The sequence below is a fragment of the Phreatobacter aquiterrae genome (assembly GCF_053471285.1).
In genome coordinates this window covers 98,442-115,108 of record NZ_JBJPHW010000010.1, presented here as the reverse complement: position 1 = coordinate 115,108, position 16,667 = coordinate 98,442, and the positions used below count along the sequence as shown (strand labels likewise).

At 67.4% G+C, this 16,667-nt stretch carries 34 protein-coding genes; 7 read left to right on the top strand and 27 right to left on the bottom strand.

Features of this window, described 5'->3' with window-relative positions:
• Positions 1 to 25 precede the first annotated feature (25 nt).
• The 5 genes from ACJ4V0_RS15855 to ACJ4V0_RS15835 are packed head-to-tail and all read left to right on the top strand — an operon-like array spanning position 26 to position 2,380.
• Positions 26 to 559, top strand: a complete 534-nt coding sequence (locus ACJ4V0_RS15855) for a single-stranded DNA-binding protein (RefSeq protein WP_448300565.1) — start codon at positions 26 to 28, stop codon at positions 557 to 559.
• Entirely contained in the window at positions 559 to 753 is a 195-nt protein-coding gene (locus ACJ4V0_RS15850; protein WP_448300564.1) for a hypothetical protein, read from the top strand. The genes ACJ4V0_RS15855 and ACJ4V0_RS15850 overlap by 1 nt, the downstream gene beginning before the upstream one ends.
• 4 nt (positions 754 to 757) lie before the next feature.
• Positions 758 to 1,144, top strand: coding sequence for a hypothetical protein (locus ACJ4V0_RS15845; protein ID WP_448300563.1), 387 nt, complete (start codon positions 758 to 760; stop codon positions 1,142 to 1,144).
• Positions 1,144 to 1,758 (top strand): hypothetical protein, encoded by a 615-nt coding sequence (locus ACJ4V0_RS15840; protein ID WP_448300562.1) that lies wholly within the window; start codon positions 1,144 to 1,146, stop codon positions 1,756 to 1,758. Before ACJ4V0_RS15845 ends, ACJ4V0_RS15840 begins: the two co-directional genes overlap by 1 nt.
• A 1-nt stretch (position 1,759) precedes the next feature.
• Positions 1,760 to 2,380: a hypothetical protein gene (locus tag ACJ4V0_RS15835; RefSeq protein WP_448300561.1), complete on the top strand. Its 621-nt coding sequence runs from the start codon at positions 1,760 to 1,762 to the stop codon at positions 2,378 to 2,380.
• A gap of 184 nt (positions 2,381 to 2,564) precedes the next feature.
• Here the strand turns inward: ACJ4V0_RS15835 and ACJ4V0_RS15830 are convergent, their stop codons facing one another.
• The 8 genes from ACJ4V0_RS15830 to ACJ4V0_RS15795 all read right to left on the bottom strand — a co-directional run bounded on the left by ACJ4V0_RS15830 (position 2,565) and on the right by ACJ4V0_RS15795 (position 5,197).
• On the bottom strand, positions 2,565 to 2,879 hold the full coding sequence (locus tag ACJ4V0_RS15830) for a hypothetical protein (protein WP_448300560.1): 315 nt from the start codon (positions 2,877 to 2,879) through the stop codon (positions 2,565 to 2,567).
• Positions 2,880 to 3,033: 154 nt separating this feature from the next.
• The gene (locus ACJ4V0_RS15825) at positions 3,034 to 3,249 is read right to left on the bottom strand and encodes a hypothetical protein (RefSeq protein ID WP_448300559.1); all 216 of its coding nucleotides are present in this window, start codon (positions 3,247 to 3,249) and stop codon (positions 3,034 to 3,036) included.
• Positions 3,249 to 3,623, bottom strand: a complete 375-nt coding sequence (locus tag ACJ4V0_RS15820; RefSeq protein WP_448300558.1) for a hypothetical protein — start codon at positions 3,621 to 3,623, stop codon at positions 3,249 to 3,251. Before ACJ4V0_RS15820 ends, ACJ4V0_RS15825 begins: the two co-directional genes overlap by 1 nt.
• A complete protein-coding gene (locus tag ACJ4V0_RS15815) occupies positions 3,620 to 3,856 on the bottom strand; it encodes a hypothetical protein (RefSeq protein WP_448300557.1) in 237 nt (78 codons plus the stop codon). The genes ACJ4V0_RS15820 and ACJ4V0_RS15815 overlap by 4 nt, the downstream gene beginning before the upstream one ends.
• 4 nt (positions 3,857 to 3,860) lie before the next feature.
• Positions 3,861 to 4,283 (bottom strand): hypothetical protein, encoded by a 423-nt coding sequence (locus ACJ4V0_RS15810; protein ID WP_448300556.1) that lies wholly within the window; start codon positions 4,281 to 4,283, stop codon positions 3,861 to 3,863.
• Entirely contained in the window at positions 4,268 to 4,453 is a 186-nt protein-coding gene (locus tag ACJ4V0_RS15805; RefSeq protein ID WP_448300555.1) for a hypothetical protein, read from the bottom strand. Before ACJ4V0_RS15805 ends, ACJ4V0_RS15810 begins: the two co-directional genes overlap by 16 nt.
• Positions 4,450 to 4,683 (bottom strand): hypothetical protein, encoded by a 234-nt coding sequence (locus ACJ4V0_RS15800; protein WP_448300554.1) that lies wholly within the window; start codon positions 4,681 to 4,683, stop codon positions 4,450 to 4,452. Before ACJ4V0_RS15800 ends, ACJ4V0_RS15805 begins: the two co-directional genes overlap by 4 nt.
• Before the next feature lie 10 nt (positions 4,684 to 4,693).
• Positions 4,694 to 5,197: a hypothetical protein gene (locus ACJ4V0_RS15795; RefSeq protein ID WP_448300553.1), complete on the bottom strand. Its 504-nt coding sequence runs from the start codon at positions 5,195 to 5,197 to the stop codon at positions 4,694 to 4,696.
• Between the two features lie 177 nt (positions 5,198 to 5,374).
• Here ACJ4V0_RS15795 and ACJ4V0_RS15790 point away from each other — a divergent pair, with 177 nt between their 5' ends.
• Entirely contained in the window at positions 5,375 to 5,764 is a 390-nt protein-coding gene (locus ACJ4V0_RS15790) for a hypothetical protein (RefSeq protein WP_448300552.1), read from the top strand.
• Here the strand turns inward: ACJ4V0_RS15790 and ACJ4V0_RS15785 are convergent.
• The 19 genes from ACJ4V0_RS15785 to ACJ4V0_RS15695 form a co-directional block, all read right to left on the bottom strand.
• Complete coding sequence (locus ACJ4V0_RS15785; RefSeq protein WP_448300551.1) at positions 5,761 to 6,459, bottom strand: DUF2786 domain-containing protein; 699 nt, start codon at positions 6,457 to 6,459, stop codon at positions 5,761 to 5,763. The genes ACJ4V0_RS15790 and ACJ4V0_RS15785 overlap by 4 nt on opposite strands.
• 91 nt (positions 6,460 to 6,550) lie before the next feature.
• Entirely contained in the window at positions 6,551 to 7,978 is a 1,428-nt protein-coding gene (locus ACJ4V0_RS15780) for a DUF4942 domain-containing protein (protein ID WP_448300550.1), read from the bottom strand.
• A gap of 3 nt (positions 7,979 to 7,981) precedes the next feature.
• Positions 7,982 to 8,554, bottom strand: coding sequence for a hypothetical protein (locus ACJ4V0_RS15775; protein WP_448300549.1), 573 nt, complete (start codon positions 8,552 to 8,554; stop codon positions 7,982 to 7,984).
• A 3-nt stretch (positions 8,555 to 8,557) separates the two neighbouring features.
• Positions 8,558 to 8,884 (bottom strand): DUF5983 family protein, encoded by a 327-nt coding sequence (locus ACJ4V0_RS15770; RefSeq protein ID WP_448300548.1) that lies wholly within the window; start codon positions 8,882 to 8,884, stop codon positions 8,558 to 8,560.
• Complete coding sequence (locus tag ACJ4V0_RS15765) at positions 8,881 to 9,066, bottom strand: hypothetical protein (RefSeq protein ID WP_448300547.1); 186 nt, start codon at positions 9,064 to 9,066, stop codon at positions 8,881 to 8,883. The genes ACJ4V0_RS15770 and ACJ4V0_RS15765 overlap by 4 nt, the downstream gene beginning before the upstream one ends.
• 65 nt (positions 9,067 to 9,131) lie before the next feature.
• A complete protein-coding gene (locus tag ACJ4V0_RS15760) occupies positions 9,132 to 9,398 on the bottom strand; it encodes a hypothetical protein (RefSeq protein WP_448300546.1) in 267 nt (88 codons plus the stop codon).
• The gene (locus ACJ4V0_RS15755; protein ID WP_448300545.1) at positions 9,395 to 10,006 is read right to left on the bottom strand and encodes a hypothetical protein; all 612 of its coding nucleotides are present in this window, start codon (positions 10,004 to 10,006) and stop codon (positions 9,395 to 9,397) included. The genes ACJ4V0_RS15760 and ACJ4V0_RS15755 overlap by 4 nt, the downstream gene beginning before the upstream one ends.
• 2 nt (positions 10,007 to 10,008) lie before the next feature.
• Entirely contained in the window at positions 10,009 to 11,115 is a 1,107-nt protein-coding gene (locus ACJ4V0_RS15750; protein ID WP_448300544.1) for a hypothetical protein, read from the bottom strand.
• Positions 11,112 to 11,324 (bottom strand): hypothetical protein, encoded by a 213-nt coding sequence (locus ACJ4V0_RS15745; protein ID WP_448300543.1) that lies wholly within the window; start codon positions 11,322 to 11,324, stop codon positions 11,112 to 11,114. The genes ACJ4V0_RS15750 and ACJ4V0_RS15745 overlap by 4 nt, the downstream gene beginning before the upstream one ends.
• Before the next feature lie 101 nt (positions 11,325 to 11,425).
• On the bottom strand, positions 11,426 to 11,956 hold the full coding sequence (locus ACJ4V0_RS15740; protein WP_448300542.1) for a hypothetical protein: 531 nt from the start codon (positions 11,954 to 11,956) through the stop codon (positions 11,426 to 11,428).
• Complete coding sequence (locus tag ACJ4V0_RS15735; protein WP_448300541.1) at positions 11,953 to 12,372, bottom strand: hypothetical protein; 420 nt, start codon at positions 12,370 to 12,372, stop codon at positions 11,953 to 11,955. The genes ACJ4V0_RS15740 and ACJ4V0_RS15735 overlap by 4 nt, the downstream gene beginning before the upstream one ends.
• Entirely contained in the window at positions 12,369 to 12,635 is a 267-nt protein-coding gene (locus ACJ4V0_RS15730) for a hypothetical protein (protein ID WP_448300540.1), read from the bottom strand. Before ACJ4V0_RS15730 ends, ACJ4V0_RS15735 begins: the two co-directional genes overlap by 4 nt.
• 3 nt (positions 12,636 to 12,638) lie before the next feature.
• A complete protein-coding gene (locus tag ACJ4V0_RS15725; RefSeq protein WP_448300539.1) occupies positions 12,639 to 12,824 on the bottom strand; it encodes a hypothetical protein in 186 nt (61 codons plus the stop codon).
• A 177-nt stretch (positions 12,825 to 13,001) separates the two neighbouring features.
• Positions 13,002 to 13,136 carry a hypothetical protein gene (locus tag ACJ4V0_RS15720; RefSeq protein ID WP_448300538.1) on the bottom strand — a complete coding sequence of 45 codons (135 nt, stop codon included), beginning with the start codon at positions 13,134 to 13,136 and terminating at the stop codon, positions 13,002 to 13,004.
• Positions 13,137 to 13,189: 53 nt separating this feature from the next.
• Entirely contained in the window at positions 13,190 to 13,390 is a 201-nt protein-coding gene (locus ACJ4V0_RS15715; protein WP_448300537.1) for a hypothetical protein, read from the bottom strand.
• A 153-nt stretch (positions 13,391 to 13,543) separates the two neighbouring features.
• The gene (locus tag ACJ4V0_RS15710) at positions 13,544 to 14,149 is read right to left on the bottom strand and encodes a DUF488 family protein (RefSeq protein ID WP_448300536.1); all 606 of its coding nucleotides are present in this window, start codon (positions 14,147 to 14,149) and stop codon (positions 13,544 to 13,546) included.
• 117 nt (positions 14,150 to 14,266) lie between these two features.
• Positions 14,267 to 15,157 carry a ParB/RepB/Spo0J family partition protein gene (locus ACJ4V0_RS15705; protein WP_448300535.1) on the bottom strand — a complete coding sequence of 297 codons (891 nt, stop codon included), beginning with the start codon at positions 15,155 to 15,157 and terminating at the stop codon, positions 14,267 to 14,269.
• A gap of 150 nt (positions 15,158 to 15,307) precedes the next feature.
• On the bottom strand, positions 15,308 to 15,583 hold the full coding sequence (locus tag ACJ4V0_RS15700) for a hypothetical protein (protein ID WP_448300534.1): 276 nt from the start codon (positions 15,581 to 15,583) through the stop codon (positions 15,308 to 15,310).
• A gap of 35 nt (positions 15,584 to 15,618) precedes the next feature.
• A complete protein-coding gene (locus ACJ4V0_RS15695; RefSeq protein ID WP_448300533.1) occupies positions 15,619 to 16,008 on the bottom strand; it encodes a hypothetical protein in 390 nt (129 codons plus the stop codon).
• A 183-nt stretch (positions 16,009 to 16,191) separates the two neighbouring features.
• Between ACJ4V0_RS15695 and ACJ4V0_RS15690 the strand changes: the two genes are divergently transcribed.
• Positions 16,192 to 16,638, top strand: a complete 447-nt coding sequence (locus ACJ4V0_RS15690; protein WP_448300532.1) for a hypothetical protein — start codon at positions 16,192 to 16,194, stop codon at positions 16,636 to 16,638.
• The last annotated feature ends 29 nt before the right edge of the window (positions 16,639 to 16,667 follow it).

The window sequence follows — 16,667 nt, the reverse complement described above, 5'->3', positions numbered from 1 at the left end:
AGGGCAGCACTGGGGAAACAGCGCAATGTCGACGGGTTCAATGAACAAGGTTCTGCTGATCGGGAGGCTCGGGGCCGACCCCGAAATCAAGCGCCTGAACAGCGGAGACCGGGTCTGCAACATGCGGATCGCCACCTCCGAGAACTGGAGGGACAAGCAGACGGGCGAGCGCCGCGAGAAGTCCGAGTGGCACAACCTCGTCATCATGAACGACAAGCTGGTCGGCGTCTGCGAGCAGTGGCTCTCGAAGGGCGATCAGATCCTCGTCGATGGCAAGCTCCAGACGCGGAAGTGGCAGGACGCCAAGGGCGAAGACAAGTTTTCGACCGAGGTGATGATCTCCGGCTTCGGCGGTGGCATCACGATCATCAGCGCCCGGCGCTTCGACGAGAACCGCGATGCCCGCGCGGCCGGTGGGGCAGGGGCGGCGCCCAGCAGTGACGGCTCGCGCACGTCGCGCTCCGATGGCGCGGCTTCCTCTCCCGGCGCTGGCAAGGGGGCTTCTGGCGGCAGCCCCTATGACGACGACGAAATCCCGTTCGGGCCGGAGACGCGGTGATGAGCATCATTCTCACCATCCTGATGATGCTCGCCATCATCGTGCTCTCGTGCGTCCTCGCGATCCTGATCCCGGTGCTCGCCATCGCCTGGCGGGTGTTCTGCCTGATCCGCGAGGCGCTCGCCGAACTCGACGCCGACGAGCCCCGCCATCCCACCACCAGCGCCGGCCCGCCCGGCCGTTCGGGAGTCTGACGCCATGGCGACGATCAGGATGTCCGGCACCGTCCTCGAGGACGGCGCCCCGCGCCAGTGGGAAATGCGCTGGAGCCTCTTCTCCTCCGCTGCCGACTGGATCGCCGAGGCGAAGGCGGGGGACGCGACCGACTACTATCAGGGCGACCTTGCCCGAGACCGGGCCGTCGGCCTCGGCTCGCTCCTCCCGTTCACGACCGGGGCGATGCTCAACTCGATCGCGCAGGTTCTCCTGGACGCGGCGGCGGCGAACCCGCCGCTGGTCCGGCTGGCTCAGGTTCGGGTGGCCCCCGGCGTCCGGCGGTATATGGCTTGGCGCACGAGCGCCGACGCCGCGAGCTTCGTCGCCGCGGTCCGAGAGCGCGCCGCCCCGGCGAAGAGGGCCGCGTGATGCGCGCCCTCACGACGGCCGAAGGCATCTCGATCTACTGGGCGGTCCAGAACCGTGTGGCGTCCGCGCCCGACAAGGGGGATGGCGACGACACCGTCATCCGCAACATCCTTCTCTCCGTCATGGAGCGGGCCGCAGGCGCGCTCGAAGCCTTGCCCGGCAAGCCGCACCTGAAGCGGCTCTATGCCCTGCGAGGGGTCCTCCCTGGGTCCGCAGCCACCGCCCTCGCGGTCGGCGAGGAACTGGCGGCCGCCAGACTGAAGGGGGGTATCCCGGTCCCAGGGCTGGAGCCCGGAGCCGATCAGCTTCGTACCCTGCTGCAATCGTCGGCCGGCTCGGTCGATGGCATGAAGCGGGCGACGGCCGAGGACCTCATCCTCGCCGAGGTCCTCACGGAGGTCTTCCCCCTGTTCCTGCCGGAGGCGACCCGCCGCATCGACTTCGCCATCCTCTGGCTGCTCGCGGAGGGGCTGCCGCAGGCGGAAGTCGCCCGCGTCGTGGGGACATACCGGATGAATGTGCAGCGCCGCTCCAGGGTGGCCCTAAACTCCATCGCGGCGGGCCTGCTCGCCCTCTGGCCCGACATCTTCTCGCACGAGTCCGAGGTGGGGTGACATGGACAGGCCGCTGACCGATGCCGAGCTTCTCGACGCGATGCGCCTGCCGCTGCTCCGCGCCATGGAGGACACCTATGCCGACATCGGCTCGGCGGCGACCGACCGGGCGATCCTGCGCCAGCTTCTGAAGTCCGCGTCCGACACCGAGCGCCGGCTGCCGGACCGCGAGAAGGGCTATGTCTATTCGATGCGGACGGTCTGGCCTTCGGGCATGGTCGACCGTGAGGGGGAGTTGGGCGCCTACGAGGAGACGCTTCGCTCGATCCAGGATGGCACCGTGTCGACGGATGCGCTCGCACCGCGGTTCCGCGTCACGGCGGCCGAGGTGACGACCTACGAGATCGTCACCATGGTCATCCCCAAGCTGCTCGTCGGCAGCCAGCGGAAAGACGACTGGACGGCGATGTGGCTGGCGGCGCGCGGCATGGAGCGCAAGGCCATCGCCAAGGTTCTCGGGCTCCACTGGAGCACGGTCGGCAAGCGGCTCGACCGGCAATGGCTCGCGGTCTCCGTCCGGCTGAAGCCCTACTATCCGACTGCCGCCCAATGGGCCTTCGTCGAGAAGCGGCTCGGACCCCGTAACATCCTGCCGAATACGCACATCTCTGGCAGTTCTTGACAGAGGGCGGCTTCAGCGTGGTCATGCGGGCATGATGCGCGCGACGCAACCCGCGCAGGTCCAATCCATGATGAGGGCTCGACATTCCGCCGGGTGAGGCCCATAGCAGGCCGCGACTGCGGGGCATCCGTCCCGTTGGTCAGGTGAAACTTCCCGCCCCGTCTCCTCGTGAGGCGGGGCTTTTTCATAGCCGCCCGGCCCGCTTCCATCCTCGCGGCTCTTCGCCGTGACGCCATGGCCCCATGCCTTCGAGCGGCGGGGGCGAGAGCCGGGATGCCGATTGCAGCGGCGGCCAGTCCGGCCTGTCGTCGTAGGCGAGCCACGCCGCCTTCATCGCCTGCAGGGCCTCGGCCCGCGTCCGCTCCGCGCCGTTCGGCGGCGGCCCCCCGGTGCCGCCAGACGAGGGGATGATGATCGACCAGACCCACCGCTCATTCGGCCTGCCGGTCTGTTCGGCGCGGACGCTGCCAGCCAGCCGGTTCCGGTTGGCGTCGATCACGCGATAGCGGTTGCTGCGAGCTTGGCCGGCGTGATCCGGTGGGTCTTCCACGGCGATCAGGGGGCGGGGGTCCATAGGGGAAGGGTAGAGCGTCGCGCGGCGCTGATCCAGCCGGCCCGCCGCCAAGGGACGACGGGCCGGACGATCAAGGGGGCTATGCCGCCAGCTTTCGCCTCTTCATGGCGAGACGGCGGTTCGCGCCGGTCGCGATGAGCCGCGCCCAATACATCGCCGCGTCCTGCGACGAGTAGGTCTTCCAGGCGATCCGGCTGCCCGCCATGCGGCCGTTGATCCGCACGACGACCATGGGCTTGAAGCCGATGGGCGAGGGGCGCGTCGCCGGAACGTAGGTCACGCTTTCGGCGGCCATCACGCCGCAGCCTTCGGCGCGCTGCTGGCGAGGATCTTCTTGTAGCGGGCGATGTCCCGCTGGAACGGGCGGCCATCGCGCAGCTGGCCCTCGACGGAGGACATCCATTCGATCGCGCCCAGCAGCGCGCCGCAGAGACCGTCGATCTCGTCCTGGACCGACCCGCGCTGGTTCATGACGCCAGCCACCCGCTCCGCGATGGCCTTGGTGAGCGCCTTGCGCGCTTCACCTTCGCCCTCGACGTTGAGCAGGGCCACGACCGCGACGCAGCGGCCGTCCGGGTGGTTGAGCACCAGCCCGCCGCCGACGATGGATGAAAACGGCGTGACCTTCGCGGTCAGCTTCTCGACTTGAACTTCCTGGCGCGGTCTCATGTCGCTGCTCCCTTGGTGGGTGATGGCTCGCCGAAAGAGGCGAAGAGGTCGGTCTGCCGCGGCCGGGCCGCGAGTTTCGCCGCGATCAGTTGCCGGCGCCCGTTGGCAATCCATTCCATGAGCGTCGCGTGGAATCGGGTGCCCCTGCGCGCCCGCGCTTCGCGCATCAGCACCTTGATGTAATGCCGGATGAATTCCGGGTTTTTTCGCATGGCGACATGGTCGTGCGACATGGTCTCAATCCCCGTGCGGTCTGGTGGGGGCGGCCGGCATCGGCTGCCAGAGTTCGGCTTCTGGGCGCTCCATCGGGCGGCCGCGCTCATCGGTGAAGTCCTCGTGGACCCACCAGTATCCTCTGGTCGCCCCGCTGCGCTTCTGCCAGCCGGAGACCATGATGCGGTCAAGGTCGGGGGCCGGGAACTGCCGCCATTCGTCCTGAGCAACGGCGATGGCCGCGCGCCCAGAGCGCCGGGCGTTGTCGAGCTCGATCAGCGCCTCTGTCGCTCCGGGGTCGGCCGAGACCGCGAAGTAGGCGGCCGTCGAGCGGATCACGGCCAGCCGCTCGCAGGCGTCCTCGAGCCGCTTCAGTGCCGCGCGGACCAGAGGGAGGCCATGCAGCTTCTCGTCTGGCGTCGGTGCCGGTGTCATGTCGCGCTGCATAGCTCTTCGTCCTCTTCGGCTTCTTCGCTGTAGTCGCTGTAGGGGCAGGATCGCGGGCCGGGGCAGCGCCCTGGCATGTCGGGGCCGCACTGGCAGACCCGGCTCCTGGCGAGGGCGCGGCGCTCGTCGATGGCGTCGCGGCGCTCGTCGTCGTCGATCTCGCGGCTCATATCCGGCCCGATCCGGCCGGGGGGTTGGCAAGGGCCGGGAAGACCGTCGTCCCGGTGAGGACGATGCCGTTCAGGCGCTCCGCCTCCAGGGCGGCGTGTGACCAGTAGCGCGAGGCGCCGGGGGTGCGCTCCACGCGGTCCCTGCTGACGACGCAGGCCGCCGCGCGCATGGCGACGATCTGCATCAGGATGATGTGGTCGGCCGGGTCGAGTTCGATGCGGACCTTCACTGGACGCTCCTTACGCTGCGATGCTGAGGGACGGGGTGGAATTGGCGACCGCCCAGCGGGCGGCCTCGTTGATGGGGTTGAGGGTCTCGGTCGCGATCTTGAGGCCGCGCCCGTAGCCACAGCCGCCGGGGCCGAAATGCGCGCTCACCGCCGGGATCGCGTGGCCGTCGAGCCAGAGGACCGCATCCGCGAAGGAATGCAGGTTGGCGATCTTCTCGATGCAGGAGGTGGGCTGCGAACCGCGGGCGATGAAGCACGGGCGGCCTGCGTCGAAGCATTCGACCGCAAGGGCGAAGTCATCGCCGTCGTGCCAGTTCGTCCCGATGATCTGCTCGACCGGGTGCTTGATGCGGGTCGCTTCGACGTAGTCGGCGCGCTCGCGCTTGGCCGCCTTCCAAGCCTGCGACATCGCCGTGCGGCGGTAGAGGTAGCGGAACTGCCGGGCCTCGGCATGGGCTGCGAGCATTACTGCCCGCCTGCTGATCTGGCCGTCCTGGGTGAGGTAGCTCGCCATTTTGGGGCTCCGTGGTCGGGTGAGGGCCGTTTGTTCTTGTTGATTGAATATAGGGAAAAATATCAGATCAGGCAAGGAAATAGCGCATCTATTCGGGAAAAAAGACCGATAATTTCACGCGGCTTGCCAGGGCAGGAGCCACCTGTCACTTGCTGGATCGGAGGAGACTGCTTCGCCATGGCCACACGGACCGCCACGACGTTCGATCATGATCTGGTGCAGCGGAAGGACGGGCTCTACCTCTTCCCGCGCTGGCAGCGCCTTGCCCTCGGGGCGGTCCGGGTTCTGGTCGCCGGGCTCTGCCTGGCCGCCGCGGTCATCGCCTACGTGCTGGCGGCCGATCTCGGCTATTCGCGCTGGTTCGCCGTGCTGCCGGTCGCGGCCGCTGCCATCATCCTGCGGTGGCGGCGCAAGGAATTCGTCGGCTTCTGGCGGGGCGCGTGCCCGCAATGCCAGACCGAGATCGCGCTGCCCGCTCTGGAGAAGGGCCAGCTTCGCTCATTCCACGACTGCCCGGCGTGCAGGCGGCGGGTGGCCGTCACGCCGGGCGCCTTCGAGGCGTTCTAGCCCCTGATGGCCCGAACGCCGCCCTCCTGACCCACCGGGCGGGAGAACGAGGCGCGGTCTCCCGCAGCCCTGCCGGCGCCATGCGCGTTGCGGTCGACGGTGCGCGTCTGCCGACGTGTGCCGCCCAGCGTGATGCCCAGTCGCTTCAGTTCAGCCAGAATGAGCGACTGCTTGGAGACGATGAGGCTCTTGCCGGTGCCGCGCGCTTTGCGGCGCTCCGCTGCCAGTTCGTAGAGCCGTGTCGAGATCCTCCCGGTCGCGCCCATGATGAAGGATCGCTGGAAATGCTTGCGCTCGCCGCCTGTCCGCATGGCGGGCTGGGTGACGATATACTTCATGAACTCGCGGCGGACGAACTCCTCCAGCATGTCGAGCAGCCAGCCGGCGAACAGCACATCGGACTCGAGCCCCACATAGTTGATGTGGCCGTCGAGGCTGCGCCACGCCGTCGTCTCGGTGAAGGATGCGACGCCCATGGCGAGCGCCGTGGCAATGTCCATCGCATCGCGCTTGCGCTTCTCGGTGACGACGCTCTCGCCGTTGAAGGCGAGGTCGCCGTCGCTGACGTTGTAGAGGTCCATCAACTCGCCGGCCTTCTGCATCGCGGCCATGGCCTCAGCCTCGGTGCAGCCGTTCTCTACGGTCTTCAGGAGGATGGCCTTGATGCGGGCCAGCAGCTTCTTGCGGTCGTCCATCGCTCGTCTCCGTTGGGCAGGTGCGGTCGTTTCTTGGTTCAAGGATCATAGCACCTTGACTGTCTGGAGGCACCTAAATAACTGAATTGCCTCAATAATTTGTCGGCCTTCCGTCCTGCCGGATGGCGAGGATGACGGTGTTCACGTTCGTCCCGACGCTGGAGAACGAGCCCGCGGGCAGGTCTCGGAAGCTGCCGTTCATCTTCTCGACCATGGCGCGGAAGGCGACCGACTTGCGCGTCTCGCGGAACTCGGTCCCGGCCGACATGATGGCCACCAGCCGGCCGTCGGGCTTCAGGAACTTGAGCGCGTGAACGACGTGGTCGATGTCGCGCTCGCGGTCGAACGGCGGGTTCATGACGACCCGGTCGTAGAGGCGATCCGCGGACGGCAGGAGGGTCAGGAAGTCCTGGCATGTGACGCGCCGCGCGCCGATCCCGCGCAGCGAATTCGCCCGGTCCTGGTGAAGCTCGACGGCATCGACGATAGCGCCTTCCTTCAGGGCCAGCCGGACCAGCGCGCCATCTCCGGCGCTGGGTTCGAGGACGGTCAGCGCCGGCTCGTCGTCGCGACGATAGAGCGAGGCGCGCTCCAGAAGGGTCGCGGCGGCCGCGTCGGGGGTGGGGAAATATCCCATGTTCTTCGCCAGCGACGTCTTCGGCGTGAACAGCCCGCCATCGTCTTCCGGCTCGCGCTCCTGCGGAATGCCGGCGTTGTAGTAGGCACCGAGCAACTGGTTGACCTTCTCCAGCAGGTCATCGCGCTTGAACCAGATGTGGCAATTGCCGTTCATGAAGGTTCGGATCTTGAAGTAGTCGGACTCCACGTCGCCCTGTCGCCGGCCGTGGCCGCCGCCGCGTGCGGCGTCCACCGCGCCGACGATCCCGGCATAGGCGTGCTTCGCAGATCTGCCGTCCAGCACGAGGAACGTCCGCTCGATGTCCATCAGCGTGTCGCGCTGGCCCCGGTGATGGCTCCACGAGCCCCACTCGTTGAACGCATAGGAGAGGATGACCCTGGAGCCGATTTTCCATCCGTCATGACTGCGGAAACGACGGTCGAGGTTCGAGAAGCACTCGGCGATGCCGCGCTGGAAGATGGTGTCGGCGGTCGAGAAGAACTGCTCCAGCGTCGCCATGACGTTGCCTTCGGTAAGCTCCGGCGGCTCTTGCTGCATCTGGGCGCGGAACTCGTCCTTCGCCTTCTTGTCCATCAGGCGCTCCAGGTCGGTGATCTCCATGATCCGCGCCCAAGCGGTCGTGTCGATCATCCGCGTCGCCTGCTTCATGAAATTGGCCTGCTCCGGCACATGCAGGCCAGTGAGGAACGACGTCTGCTCGTCGCGGCTGGCGTGGGTGTAGGAATTGGACGGGGAGGCGCTGAAGCCGACCGCCCTTGCCTCGGCGAGCGCCCGGCTGGTCTCGCCGAGCAGGATGTGCGCGCTCTCGAAGAGGGCGATGGCCTTGTTGCGCTGCAGGACCATTTCGGCGATCGAGGCGCGGGGGATGACGGCGTTCATGGCTCAGGCTCCCTTGCGCGCTGCAGCGGCGGTGGCTTTCCAGTCGCCCCAGCGAATAATGAAGTCGCCCAGCCACGCCCGATGACTGTCCGCCCGCGTCGGGCGGGGTGTCAGGCGATGCACAGCGGCGAACTTGATCTCGGCGAGCGGTTCGTCGGCCCTGAGCACCGGGAAGGGGGGCGCGGGCGCATTGATCTCCGCCAGCATCTTGTCTGCGCTCTGCAGGGCGAGACCATGCACCGCCGCGAAGGCTTCGAGCTCGTCGATCAGGGCCGCCTCCGTTCCGGCACCGTGACGCGCTTCGCTCGCATTCCGGTTCCAGTCGTCGACATAGCCCTCGTCCAGGGCGAACTCGAACAGGCCGCTCTCCAGAGCCGCAATGTCCGGGCTCTCCTCATACTCGCGGCCGATCAGCAGGCTCCAGCCTGTGGCCGTCTTCTCCAGATAGAGGACATCGACGTAGAGGCGGCCGGGCACACCGGGCAGGGTGTCTTCCTGCAGGGCCGCGCCAAGGTCGGCCTCGTCGCGTCCGGTCGCAGCGAAGTCGGCGAGGGTCTTGATGAAGGAATGGGCCATGGCTCAGCGCCCCGCTTTGCGGTCGTGGTCGTAGGTCGGCAACTCGGCGACGATGCTCGCGTCGGCATCGAAAAGGATGTAGTCGCACCCGCTCGACTTGGCGTGACGGATGCACTTGCGGAGGTCTTTCGGGAGGGCGCCGAGATTGTCCGCGTCATCCTCCATGCCGGCCCAGCAGAACCAGCCATAAGGCATCGGACCCATGAGGAAAGCCGGTGACGGGTCCGTGCCCGTCACCATGCTGGCGGTGATCTTGCCCTGCTCCCGCATCCAGCGGTGCGTCGCGGGCGACAGGTGGCCGGTCGAGAGGTCGAGGAACTTGCGGATCATCGGACGTATCCTTCGCCTTGGCAGACCTGGCACTCGATATGCTCGCCGGTCGGCCGCCCTGAGATGAAATCGAGATTGCCGGCGGCATCGCGCAACGCCGGCACATGGCCGTCCCCGGCACAGAGCGAGCAGGCCCGCTCGCCGAAGCAGTCGTCGCAGAAGGGGCCGTTACCCTGGATCATATGCTGATCCTCCTGGCACCGGCCGGTGGGCTGCTCGCAGGTCGCGCATCGCTGGAGTTTGGCCATCACGATGAAGCCTTGGCCGCTTCGGTGATGTCCGCGATGCCGCCGCCGCCGGGGCCGAAAGCCTTCCGCAGGGCGTCGGGTCCGATGGCCCGGCGGGCGCGCTCCGCGCCCTCCGGGGTCGAGATGTCGAAGGTGGCGAACGGCTTCGGCCCGTCCGGGAAGGCCCGTTTGTAGGCGGCGTTGGCCTCTGCCTCGCAGGAGAGGCAGCCGCGCCCGCCGCACCATTTGCAATCGCGATAGCGATGTCCGTCAAAGCGCATTGTCATGACGCCGCTCCCTTGGCCTTGGCGATCGCTTCCTTGAAGCGCGTCCGCAGATCGCGGGCGACCTCGCACTGGTCCTCGATCACCAGTTCGCGATCCTCGATCAGCACGTCGAGGATCGGAACCGCGTCCTCGAGGAGCGCCAGAAGCTCGGCCCCGGCATCCTCAACCCGCTCCCGTTGCGACGGGGCGTAGATGTCGGCTATCTCTCCGCTCGGCTCGTTGTTGGCGTCCAGTCGGTCCATCATGACGGTGAAGCAGCCGCCCGGATGGAAGTCGGTCTCGAACGCCGCGCTTTCGGTCGGATGGCCGGGCGGCGGGGCTCCGATCTCGCGGACCGTCTTGGCCACATCCTGCGCGTGGGCGAGGGCGGCCGCGTCGTCGGCGAACTGCATGTCAGCCTTCAGCCAAGCCCGGACGTCGCAGCCGAGAGCGATGCGGTAGCTCTTGAGGGCCGCCGCGGTCGCAAGGCCGGCGACCCACTCGCGGCACCGGACCACGGTCGAGAAAATCGCGACCCTGACCGTGGGGGTATAGACCTCGAACTGGCCGCCGGGCGTCGCCCAGATAGCAAATTCGCCGATGTCTTCGATCCAGCGATGCTTTGCCATGGTCACGCCCTCCCTTCGGCGCGGGCGATTGCGGCGGCGAGGTCCAGCCGCAGCGTGGAAATCAGCGCCAAGGCTTCGTCGCGCGAAATGCCGTCAACGTCGGTGCTCACCTCATGGTGCGCGTCCTTCAACGCCGCCAGCATTTCCGCCTTGACCGGATCTGCAGGAGCGGGCTCCTCCTCATCGTCGGCCCCGACTTCACGGCAGAGGTCGCGGGGCGACGTGTCCAGCGGCATCGCCCGGTCCAGCGCGGCGTGATACCAGACGGGGCCATCCTCGCAGCGATCCGGCGACGGGTCGCGATCGACCTTCGCCCAGCCAGCGGCGACGGCAGGCGCATAGTCGTGGTCGAGTGCTGGCACATCCGAGGGGGCCGGAGGCGCAGCGGAGGGGGCAGGCGCTGCCAGCTTGGCGAGCGTCTCCCGTGCGATTGAGGCGCAGCAATGCAAGCCCACGTCTTCGCCGTTGGAATAGGCGCTTTCGGTGTCGTCGTAATTCTCCGGCTCGGGCTCCCCCATGTCGGCGGGCCAGCGGCCGGAAATCTCCTCCAGCCCGGCAATCGCAGTAGCGAGCGCGGGCGCATCCGAGGGGGCGGTGGGCGCAGCGGGCGCCGCGAATTTGCGGGCGATGCTGATGGCCCTGAGCGTGGCGGCGAGGTCGCGCCGCTCGTCGGTCTTCGCCTTCATCGCGTCCGGGTGATCCATGCCGCTTGCGCGGATGATGCGGTCGAGCCCGGCGATCTCGGCCACCAGCAGGTTCTCGATGCACTCCAGGTCGCGCAGGCTGAGGCGCGGCGGCAATGCAAGCGGGACGCACGCGACGACGGCCATGGCTTCGGTGCGCCAGCCAGAGAACCATTCGACGAGGTCGGCCCCGTTGATCTCCTCGTCCATGTCGAACGCTTGACCGAAGGCCGAGATGGCGCTCCGCAGCGTCTGTTGCATCAACGGCGCGGCAATCGCCAAGAGCTTGTTCGCCTCCCGCTCGTCGATGTCGATGTCCGGCGAGCAGTCGAAGTCGGCGACGGTCACGCGGCTATCACCGGAGCCGGCAGCGACGAAGCCGTCTTCGTCTTGCCACCACGGGCCGGGGGTCGGGTTCGCGGTCATTGTGCTGATCCTTCAGGGTGATCGAACGAGAGGACAAAGAGGCGAGCGGCCCGGCGGAACCTGCCGCGCTCGGTCTTGGCGAAGGGTGCGGGGTGGGCCCGCCAGAAGCGGCCGGCGAGCATCGGGCGGAACGCCGAGTTGACTTGCTCGACGCGGCAGCCGCGCCACCAGTGGCCGTCGTGGTCGTTGCGCTTGCGGTCGCGAGGCATGGCCCTGGCCCTTCAGGTGAAGATGAGAAGGCAGGCGTGGAACCCGCCGAGGAAAAGCGTGAGCGCGGCACCGTCGCGGACCATGAAGAGGATCTCGCGGGTCATGCCGCCACCTGCGCGCCGAGAGGCACCGGGTCGCCGGGACAGACAGACCGATAGACCGGGACCTCGACCTTCTGCTCGGTGCGGCGGGTCTCCTGCCGGGTGCCGACCTTGACGAGGCTGCAGGCGGTGCCGGTGCTGGGCACCGCGAAGACGGCGACGCTCAAGTAGGCGTCGTCCACGAAGGCGCGTGAGGTGCGGACCGCCTCGTAAGCGGTGCTCTCGTCCTTGACCTCGTTCCATTCGGCCGGCCCGCCGGCCAGAGCGGCCGTCAGAGCGTCCTGCGCTTCAGCGAAAGCCTCCTCGGCGTCGCCGAAGCTCTCGCCCTTGCCGAGCCCAAGGCCGAGATGGACGCCGCGGCCGAAGACATAGACGCGGGTGACCCGGCTGGGGTCGCCGGCCCGCCAGCAGGCGGCGAGCGTTTCGGCCGCGAAGGCTGCTGCGTGCATCATGTCGAGGTCGCGAAGGGCCGCCTCGTGCTCGGCGATGAGCTTGTTTCGGGCGGTCTCGAAGGCGCTGATCGTGGTCACTGGCTCATCTCCATGGAGGCGTTCTTCGCGCGGGCGCGGCGGTGGGACTCGGCGAGGAGGACGTCGGTGGCGTTTTCGTAAGCCTCGTCCTGGGTCGGGTAGAGCGGGAAGGGGCCGAAGCTGTCGCAGACCTTCCACTGGTCCCCGGCCTGGAACACGAACCAGTCGATGCCCCGCGACCAGCGGTTGCCCACCAGACTGAAGTCGCCGCTGGAAAGGGTGCCGAGGTAGGCGAGCGCCTTGGGCGCCACCAGCGAGGCCCTGTGATCGCGGAGTTGCTGGGTCACGAACTCGTCGTGGTAGGCGGCTTCGCGGGTCTCTGCCCGAGATGCGCGGTCGCGGGCTGCCTTGATGGCGGCCTCGGTGGCCTCCAGCGTCTCCGGCAGGGCGACCCTAATGGCGAGGGGGGCGGTCACAGGTTGACCTCCATGTGGGTCTTGGCGGCCTTGAAGCCGTTCGGGGCGCGCTCGTTGCGATCCAGCGAGATGTGAACCTGCGCGCCGTGGCCGGCGGCCTTGGCCTTCTCGGCGAAGACGGCGAGGGCCTGGAGAGCTTCCGCGGTCGTGCGGGCCTCGACGGTCTCGGTGGGGATGGGCTTGCTGGCCGAGGTGATCTCGATCTGGATCGAGCCACCGGGCATCTTCTCGGCGAAGTAGCTGATGAGGCGGAAGCGGGCCATGGATCAAGCCTTCAGCGAGAGGATGGAGCGCACCTGGAGCAGGACGCCGGAGAACTGGGGGGCGAGAGCGCGGGCCGTCTGCTGGGCCTCGCGGGCCGTCTCGTAGATCGAGCCGATCCCGAAGGCGGGGGCGGTCGGGGCGTGCCGCCCTACGATCTCGAACTGGCAGGGGGAGAAGGCGCTTTTCATGGGGTGGGCTCCGTGGTCGGGTGAGGGGCTTGCCGTGTTTTTCTTGTTGATTGAACATAGGGAAAAATATCAGATATGGCAACAAAATAGCGCGCAAAATCGGGAAAAAAACAAAGAAAAAGCCCGCTTCCGGGGCGGGAAGCGGGCTCGATGCCTGGCAGAAGGGGAGGGCTGGGATCAGGGCTTCAGGGGGCGCGAGGAGACCGCCTTGTGCATCTTCTCGAAGGCCCAGACGTCGCTGCGCTCGCAGACGATCTCGTATCGCTTCGAGCCGTCCGGCAGGGTGAACTCGTATTCGACGGGCTTGCCCATGATCGTCTCCGCTGGAGGGTCGAGGGGACGGGGCATTCGCGCCCCGTCTGGGTTCAGGCGACGCGCAGGACGCCGCCGTCATAGGTGGCGATCGTCTCGTAGTCCTTCACGAAGCTGATGAACTTGGCCTTGCCGTGCAGCTTGGCGGCGAGGTTGGCGCGGGCCGTATAGGCGCCGAGCGCCACGACCCCGGTGTATACCCTGCCGCTGGCAATGTGGCGGACATCGTGGGTGGTGAGGGTCACGGTGGTCATTGGGGCTGCTCCTGTTGCCTTGGTTGATGCTTCACAATAGGGAAAAACATCAACATTTGCAACAAGATAACGCTCTAGATCGGGAAAAAAGCGCACAGAAAAGCCCGCCCCTGGTTGAGGGACGGGCCAATTTGCCGGCGCGGGGGAGGTGGATCAGGCCGGCGCGAACCGGGCGAGGATCACCTTCTGGTCGACGGTCTTCCGCAAGGGGCCGCACTCGATCACGATCTGCGAGGGGTCCGCGCGGTCGGGCTCGGTCACCAGCCAGTCCCGGCCCTGCGGGTCGCGCAGCGCCTTGCCGAGGAACGGCGTCAGGTCGAACGCGCCCGGTGCGCCCGCCTGGCGGTGGGATGCCGGCAGCTTCGGATGGCTCCAGCCGAACCCCTGCGCCTCGTGCCCCAGTTCGGGGACCTCGAGGCCGAGCTTGTCGTGGAGCCACGCCGAGACGTAGCCGCGATGACACCATTCCTCCGGCTTCAGCGGGCTCTCGTAACAGACGAGCACCGCGGTCCGACCCTGGGCCATCCCCTCGATGTCCGAGACGGTCTTCGCCGGGTCGAGGGGGCCGAGCGTCTCGTCGAAGTAGCGCTTGCGATACTCGTCGGCCGGGACCGAGTTGAACCAGACGCCGGGCGCGAGGATCTTGAACAGGCGATAGCCGGCGGCCATCCCGCGCGGCGTTCCTCGCGAGATGCCGATCTTCAGATGGTCGGGCGGCAATTTGCCATACCACCAGCTTGTCACGATTTTAGCCGTCATGTGGGGCCTCCAGGCCGGGGGGAAGGGAACGCGGGAACTCGGTGGGGAAGGGAAAGCGGCGCCCCGTGCGCTGGGGAGACACGGGACGCCGAGTGCAGGCTGTGAGGTGAGGCGAGCTTACTCGGCAGCCTGAAGGAGGATGTCGCCCTGCGCGGCGACGGAGCGGAGGTCGCGGGTCATGATCCGCAACATCTTCTGAATGGTCTCCAGCTTGTCGGCCATGAGCCGGGCGCGGTTGGCGTCGACCTTGGTGGCAATGACGCACTCGCCGTCCTTCCAGCCCTGATTGACCATGCCGATGATGACGTCGACCCGCTTCTCCATGCCGGTCACGGTGGCGACGTCCTTCTCCAACGGGGCGTCGGGCATGTCGCCGAAGAGCGCCTGCTGGTCGACGAGGCCGAGGGCGGCATCGACTGCCGAGCGGATCGACTTGAAGCCGACGATCTGGCCGGAATTGATGAGCCGGGCGATCTTCGTCTGCATCGCCGGGTTGGTCAGGCGGGAAATCTCGCTGGCCGCTTCCTGCGACAGCTGGCCGCCTTCGTAGAGGGTCATGAGCGAGGCTTCGAGGTTCAGGAGGCGCGTGCGCTCCTCGATCCGGTGGGTGTGGCGACCGACGCGGGTGGCGAGCTCCTCGACGGTCATGCCGCCGCAGATCATCCGCTGGAAGGCGCGAGCCTCCTCCAGGGGCGTGATGTCCTTGCGCTGCATGTTCTCGACGATCGCTTCGATGTCGCGCTGCTGGTCGTCCATCCGGCGGACGTGAGCGAGGATCGAGCCAGCCGGCAGGCGGCCGGTCTTCTCCAGAAGCTGGTGAGCCCGGAAGCGGCGCTCGCCCATGACGATCTCGAAGTTGCCGGCGGGCAGGGGGCGGACCGTGATCGGCTGCTGCAGGCCGTTCGCTGCGATGGAGTCGGCGAGGTCGCTGATCTCCTTGGCATCGAAGAACTTCCGCGGCTGGTCCGCGTTCGGGACGACTACTGAGAGGGAGAGGCGCTTCATCATGGGGTGGGCTCCGGTGGTCAGGTGAGGGCTCTTCGTTGGCCTTGAATTCATACTATCGGGTTTGGCGTCGGAGACAAGGGAAAAATTCCCGATTTCCGAAAATAATGCAGCAATCGCAACAGCTTAGCCGGGGCTCTATCGGCGGTCCGGTCAGTGGCCGATGCCGGCGGCGCGGGCCTGAGCAGCTTCGATCTCCGAGAGGGGAGAGCCGGATGCCGATGCCTGGGCGGTGTTGAGCGCGGCGAGCAGTTGGCAGACGGTCGCCGCCAGCTTGGCGAAGGCGGGGGACAGGGCCATGAACTCGCGGCCGAGCCGGGTCTTGTCGGCGTCGGAGCGCATCACCTGCGCGTCGTTCGCGAGGATCAGGCCGGCGCGGCTCATCTCGGACTGGAGGTGCGCGATCTGCGTGAGGACGTCGAGGGCCATGGGGTAGCTCCTGATGGGAGGGACAGGGGAGGGCGTCAGTCGCGGCGGAAGGCAGCGCAGTCGTCGTGGTCCGGGGTGGCGCGGCAGGCGTCCTGATGGCGCTGGCGGGCCTCACCGACACCGGGGGGCAGGAAGATCGCGTCGAGCCAGTCGCAGGCGGTCCGGTCGTCGTCCCGCTCGCACGCCTCGCCCATCTCCTCCTCGCCCATCTCGAAATAGACGGGGTCCAGCCCGTAGGAGCGCAGGAGAGCCTGACAGGCCGCGTCGGTGCCGCAGGTCTCCGCCCCAGACAGCGCGACGTTCGCCTGAGCCACACGGGAGCGCAGATCGGCGAGGATCGCGTCACGGGGCGCGTCAGAGGCGCCGGCAGGCGAGAACAGGACCAACCCGGAGAAGGCGAGAGCAAGAAGGGGACGAACCAGCACGGAAGGCTCCGAGGAAGGCCAGAGAAGAGGCGGGAGCCTGGAGGCCGGGCCGCCGGGGAAAGGGTGTCGTCCTGTCCAGGAGCCCGATGACCCACCGAGCGAAGACGGACGAGACCCCGAGAGGTCCGGCGCGGGGTGAGCCTGTGGGCGCATTCTCCTTGCCGTTCCAGACATAATATCCGATTGTCGCAGAAGAACAAGGGAAAAATACCCGATCACAAAGAAAAGACGCGCAATCTCAAAGACTTAGGCAAACACGAGGGCGCGCTGATCGCAGCAGGAACCATTTCGGCGAAGTCAACGCCTTGGGCATTCACGGGCGGCTACGTGCTCACGAGCGCGGGCTGGCTCATCGCTGGGGAGGGCAAGGGGATGCGGATCGGTGCGGCCATGCCACGCGGGGGCGTTCTGCCTGTCCCCCTGTGTGCGGAGAGGAAACTGGCGGCTTTCCGCGATCTTCTGGCCTCGGCCGATGCGGATCGGCAGCCTGCCTGCCTCGCCAAGGCCCTTGCCGGGCTGACAGCTGCTCAACGTGTGCAGGCGAGGGAGACCATCGACGCCTTCCTCGCCCGTCTGGCGGCTTCGAGGCCCCCGGCGACCGCTGACGGCGACCCTGGATCGGGAAAATAACGCAATCTCAGGTTGGCCTGTCCGCCTGA

What these genes read in the sequence shown, in the direction of transcription:
- ACJ4V0_RS15855 (WP_448300565.1), top strand. Translation starts at nt 26, where the DNA reads ATGTCGACGGGTTCAATGAACAAGGTTCTGCTGATCGGGAGGCTCGGG.
- ACJ4V0_RS15850 (WP_448300564.1), top strand. Translation starts at nt 559, where the DNA reads ATGAGCATCATTCTCACCATCCTGATGATGCTCGCCATCATCGTGCTC.
- ACJ4V0_RS15845 (WP_448300563.1), top strand. Translation starts at nt 758, where the DNA reads ATGGCGACGATCAGGATGTCCGGCACCGTCCTCGAGGACGGCGCCCCG.
- ACJ4V0_RS15840 (WP_448300562.1), top strand. Translation starts at nt 1,144, where the DNA reads ATGCGCGCCCTCACGACGGCCGAAGGCATCTCGATCTACTGGGCGGTC.
- ACJ4V0_RS15835 (WP_448300561.1), top strand. Translation starts at nt 1,760, where the DNA reads ATGGACAGGCCGCTGACCGATGCCGAGCTTCTCGACGCGATGCGCCTG.
- ACJ4V0_RS15825 (WP_448300559.1), bottom strand. Translation starts at nt 3,249, where the DNA reads ATGGCCGCCGAAAGCGTGACCTACGTTCCGGCGACGCGCCCCTCGCCC.
- ACJ4V0_RS15820 (WP_448300558.1), bottom strand. Translation starts at nt 3,623, where the DNA reads ATGAGACCGCGCCAGGAAGTTCAAGTCGAGAAGCTGACCGCGAAGGTC.
- ACJ4V0_RS15815 (WP_448300557.1), bottom strand. Translation starts at nt 3,856, where the DNA reads ATGTCGCACGACCATGTCGCCATGCGAAAAAACCCGGAATTCATCCGG.
- ACJ4V0_RS15810 (WP_448300556.1), bottom strand. Translation starts at nt 4,283, where the DNA reads ATGCAGCGCGACATGACACCGGCACCGACGCCAGACGAGAAGCTGCAT.
- ACJ4V0_RS15805 (WP_448300555.1), bottom strand. Translation starts at nt 4,453, where the DNA reads ATGAGCCGCGAGATCGACGACGACGAGCGCCGCGACGCCATCGACGAG.
- ACJ4V0_RS15795 (WP_448300553.1), bottom strand. Translation starts at nt 5,197, where the DNA reads ATGGCGAGCTACCTCACCCAGGACGGCCAGATCAGCAGGCGGGCAGTA.
- ACJ4V0_RS15790 (WP_448300552.1), top strand. Translation starts at nt 5,375, where the DNA reads ATGGCCACACGGACCGCCACGACGTTCGATCATGATCTGGTGCAGCGG.
- ACJ4V0_RS15785 (WP_448300551.1), bottom strand. Translation starts at nt 6,459, where the DNA reads ATGGACGACCGCAAGAAGCTGCTGGCCCGCATCAAGGCCATCCTCCTG.
- ACJ4V0_RS15780 (WP_448300550.1), bottom strand. Translation starts at nt 7,978, where the DNA reads ATGAACGCCGTCATCCCCCGCGCCTCGATCGCCGAAATGGTCCTGCAG.
- ACJ4V0_RS15775 (WP_448300549.1), bottom strand. Translation starts at nt 8,554, where the DNA reads ATGGCCCATTCCTTCATCAAGACCCTCGCCGACTTCGCTGCGACCGGA.
- ACJ4V0_RS15770 (WP_448300548.1), bottom strand. Translation starts at nt 8,884, where the DNA reads ATGATCCGCAAGTTCCTCGACCTCTCGACCGGCCACCTGTCGCCCGCG.
- ACJ4V0_RS15765 (WP_448300547.1), bottom strand. Translation starts at nt 9,066, where the DNA reads ATGATCCAGGGTAACGGCCCCTTCTGCGACGACTGCTTCGGCGAGCGG.
- ACJ4V0_RS15760 (WP_448300546.1), bottom strand. Translation starts at nt 9,398, where the DNA reads ATGACAATGCGCTTTGACGGACATCGCTATCGCGATTGCAAATGGTGC.
- ACJ4V0_RS15755 (WP_448300545.1), bottom strand. Translation starts at nt 10,006, where the DNA reads ATGGCAAAGCATCGCTGGATCGAAGACATCGGCGAATTTGCTATCTGG.
- ACJ4V0_RS15750 (WP_448300544.1), bottom strand. Translation starts at nt 11,115, where the DNA reads ATGACCGCGAACCCGACCCCCGGCCCGTGGTGGCAAGACGAAGACGGC.
- ACJ4V0_RS15745 (WP_448300543.1), bottom strand. Translation starts at nt 11,324, where the DNA reads ATGCCTCGCGACCGCAAGCGCAACGACCACGACGGCCACTGGTGGCGC.
- ACJ4V0_RS15730 (WP_448300540.1), bottom strand. Translation starts at nt 12,635, where the DNA reads ATGGCCCGCTTCCGCCTCATCAGCTACTTCGCCGAGAAGATGCCCGGT.
- ACJ4V0_RS15725 (WP_448300539.1), bottom strand. Translation starts at nt 12,824, where the DNA reads ATGAAAAGCGCCTTCTCCCCCTGCCAGTTCGAGATCGTAGGGCGGCAC.
- ACJ4V0_RS15720 (WP_448300538.1), bottom strand. Translation starts at nt 13,136, where the DNA reads ATGGGCAAGCCCGTCGAATACGAGTTCACCCTGCCGGACGGCTCGAAG.
- ACJ4V0_RS15715 (WP_448300537.1), bottom strand. Translation starts at nt 13,390, where the DNA reads ATGACCACCGTGACCCTCACCACCCACGATGTCCGCCACATTGCCAGC.
- ACJ4V0_RS15710 (WP_448300536.1), bottom strand. Translation starts at nt 14,149, where the DNA reads ATGACGGCTAAAATCGTGACAAGCTGGTGGTATGGCAAATTGCCGCCC.
- ACJ4V0_RS15705 (WP_448300535.1), bottom strand. Translation starts at nt 15,157, where the DNA reads ATGATGAAGCGCCTCTCCCTCTCAGTAGTCGTCCCGAACGCGGACCAG.
- ACJ4V0_RS15700 (WP_448300534.1), bottom strand. Translation starts at nt 15,583, where the DNA reads ATGGCCCTCGACGTCCTCACGCAGATCGCGCACCTCCAGTCCGAGATG.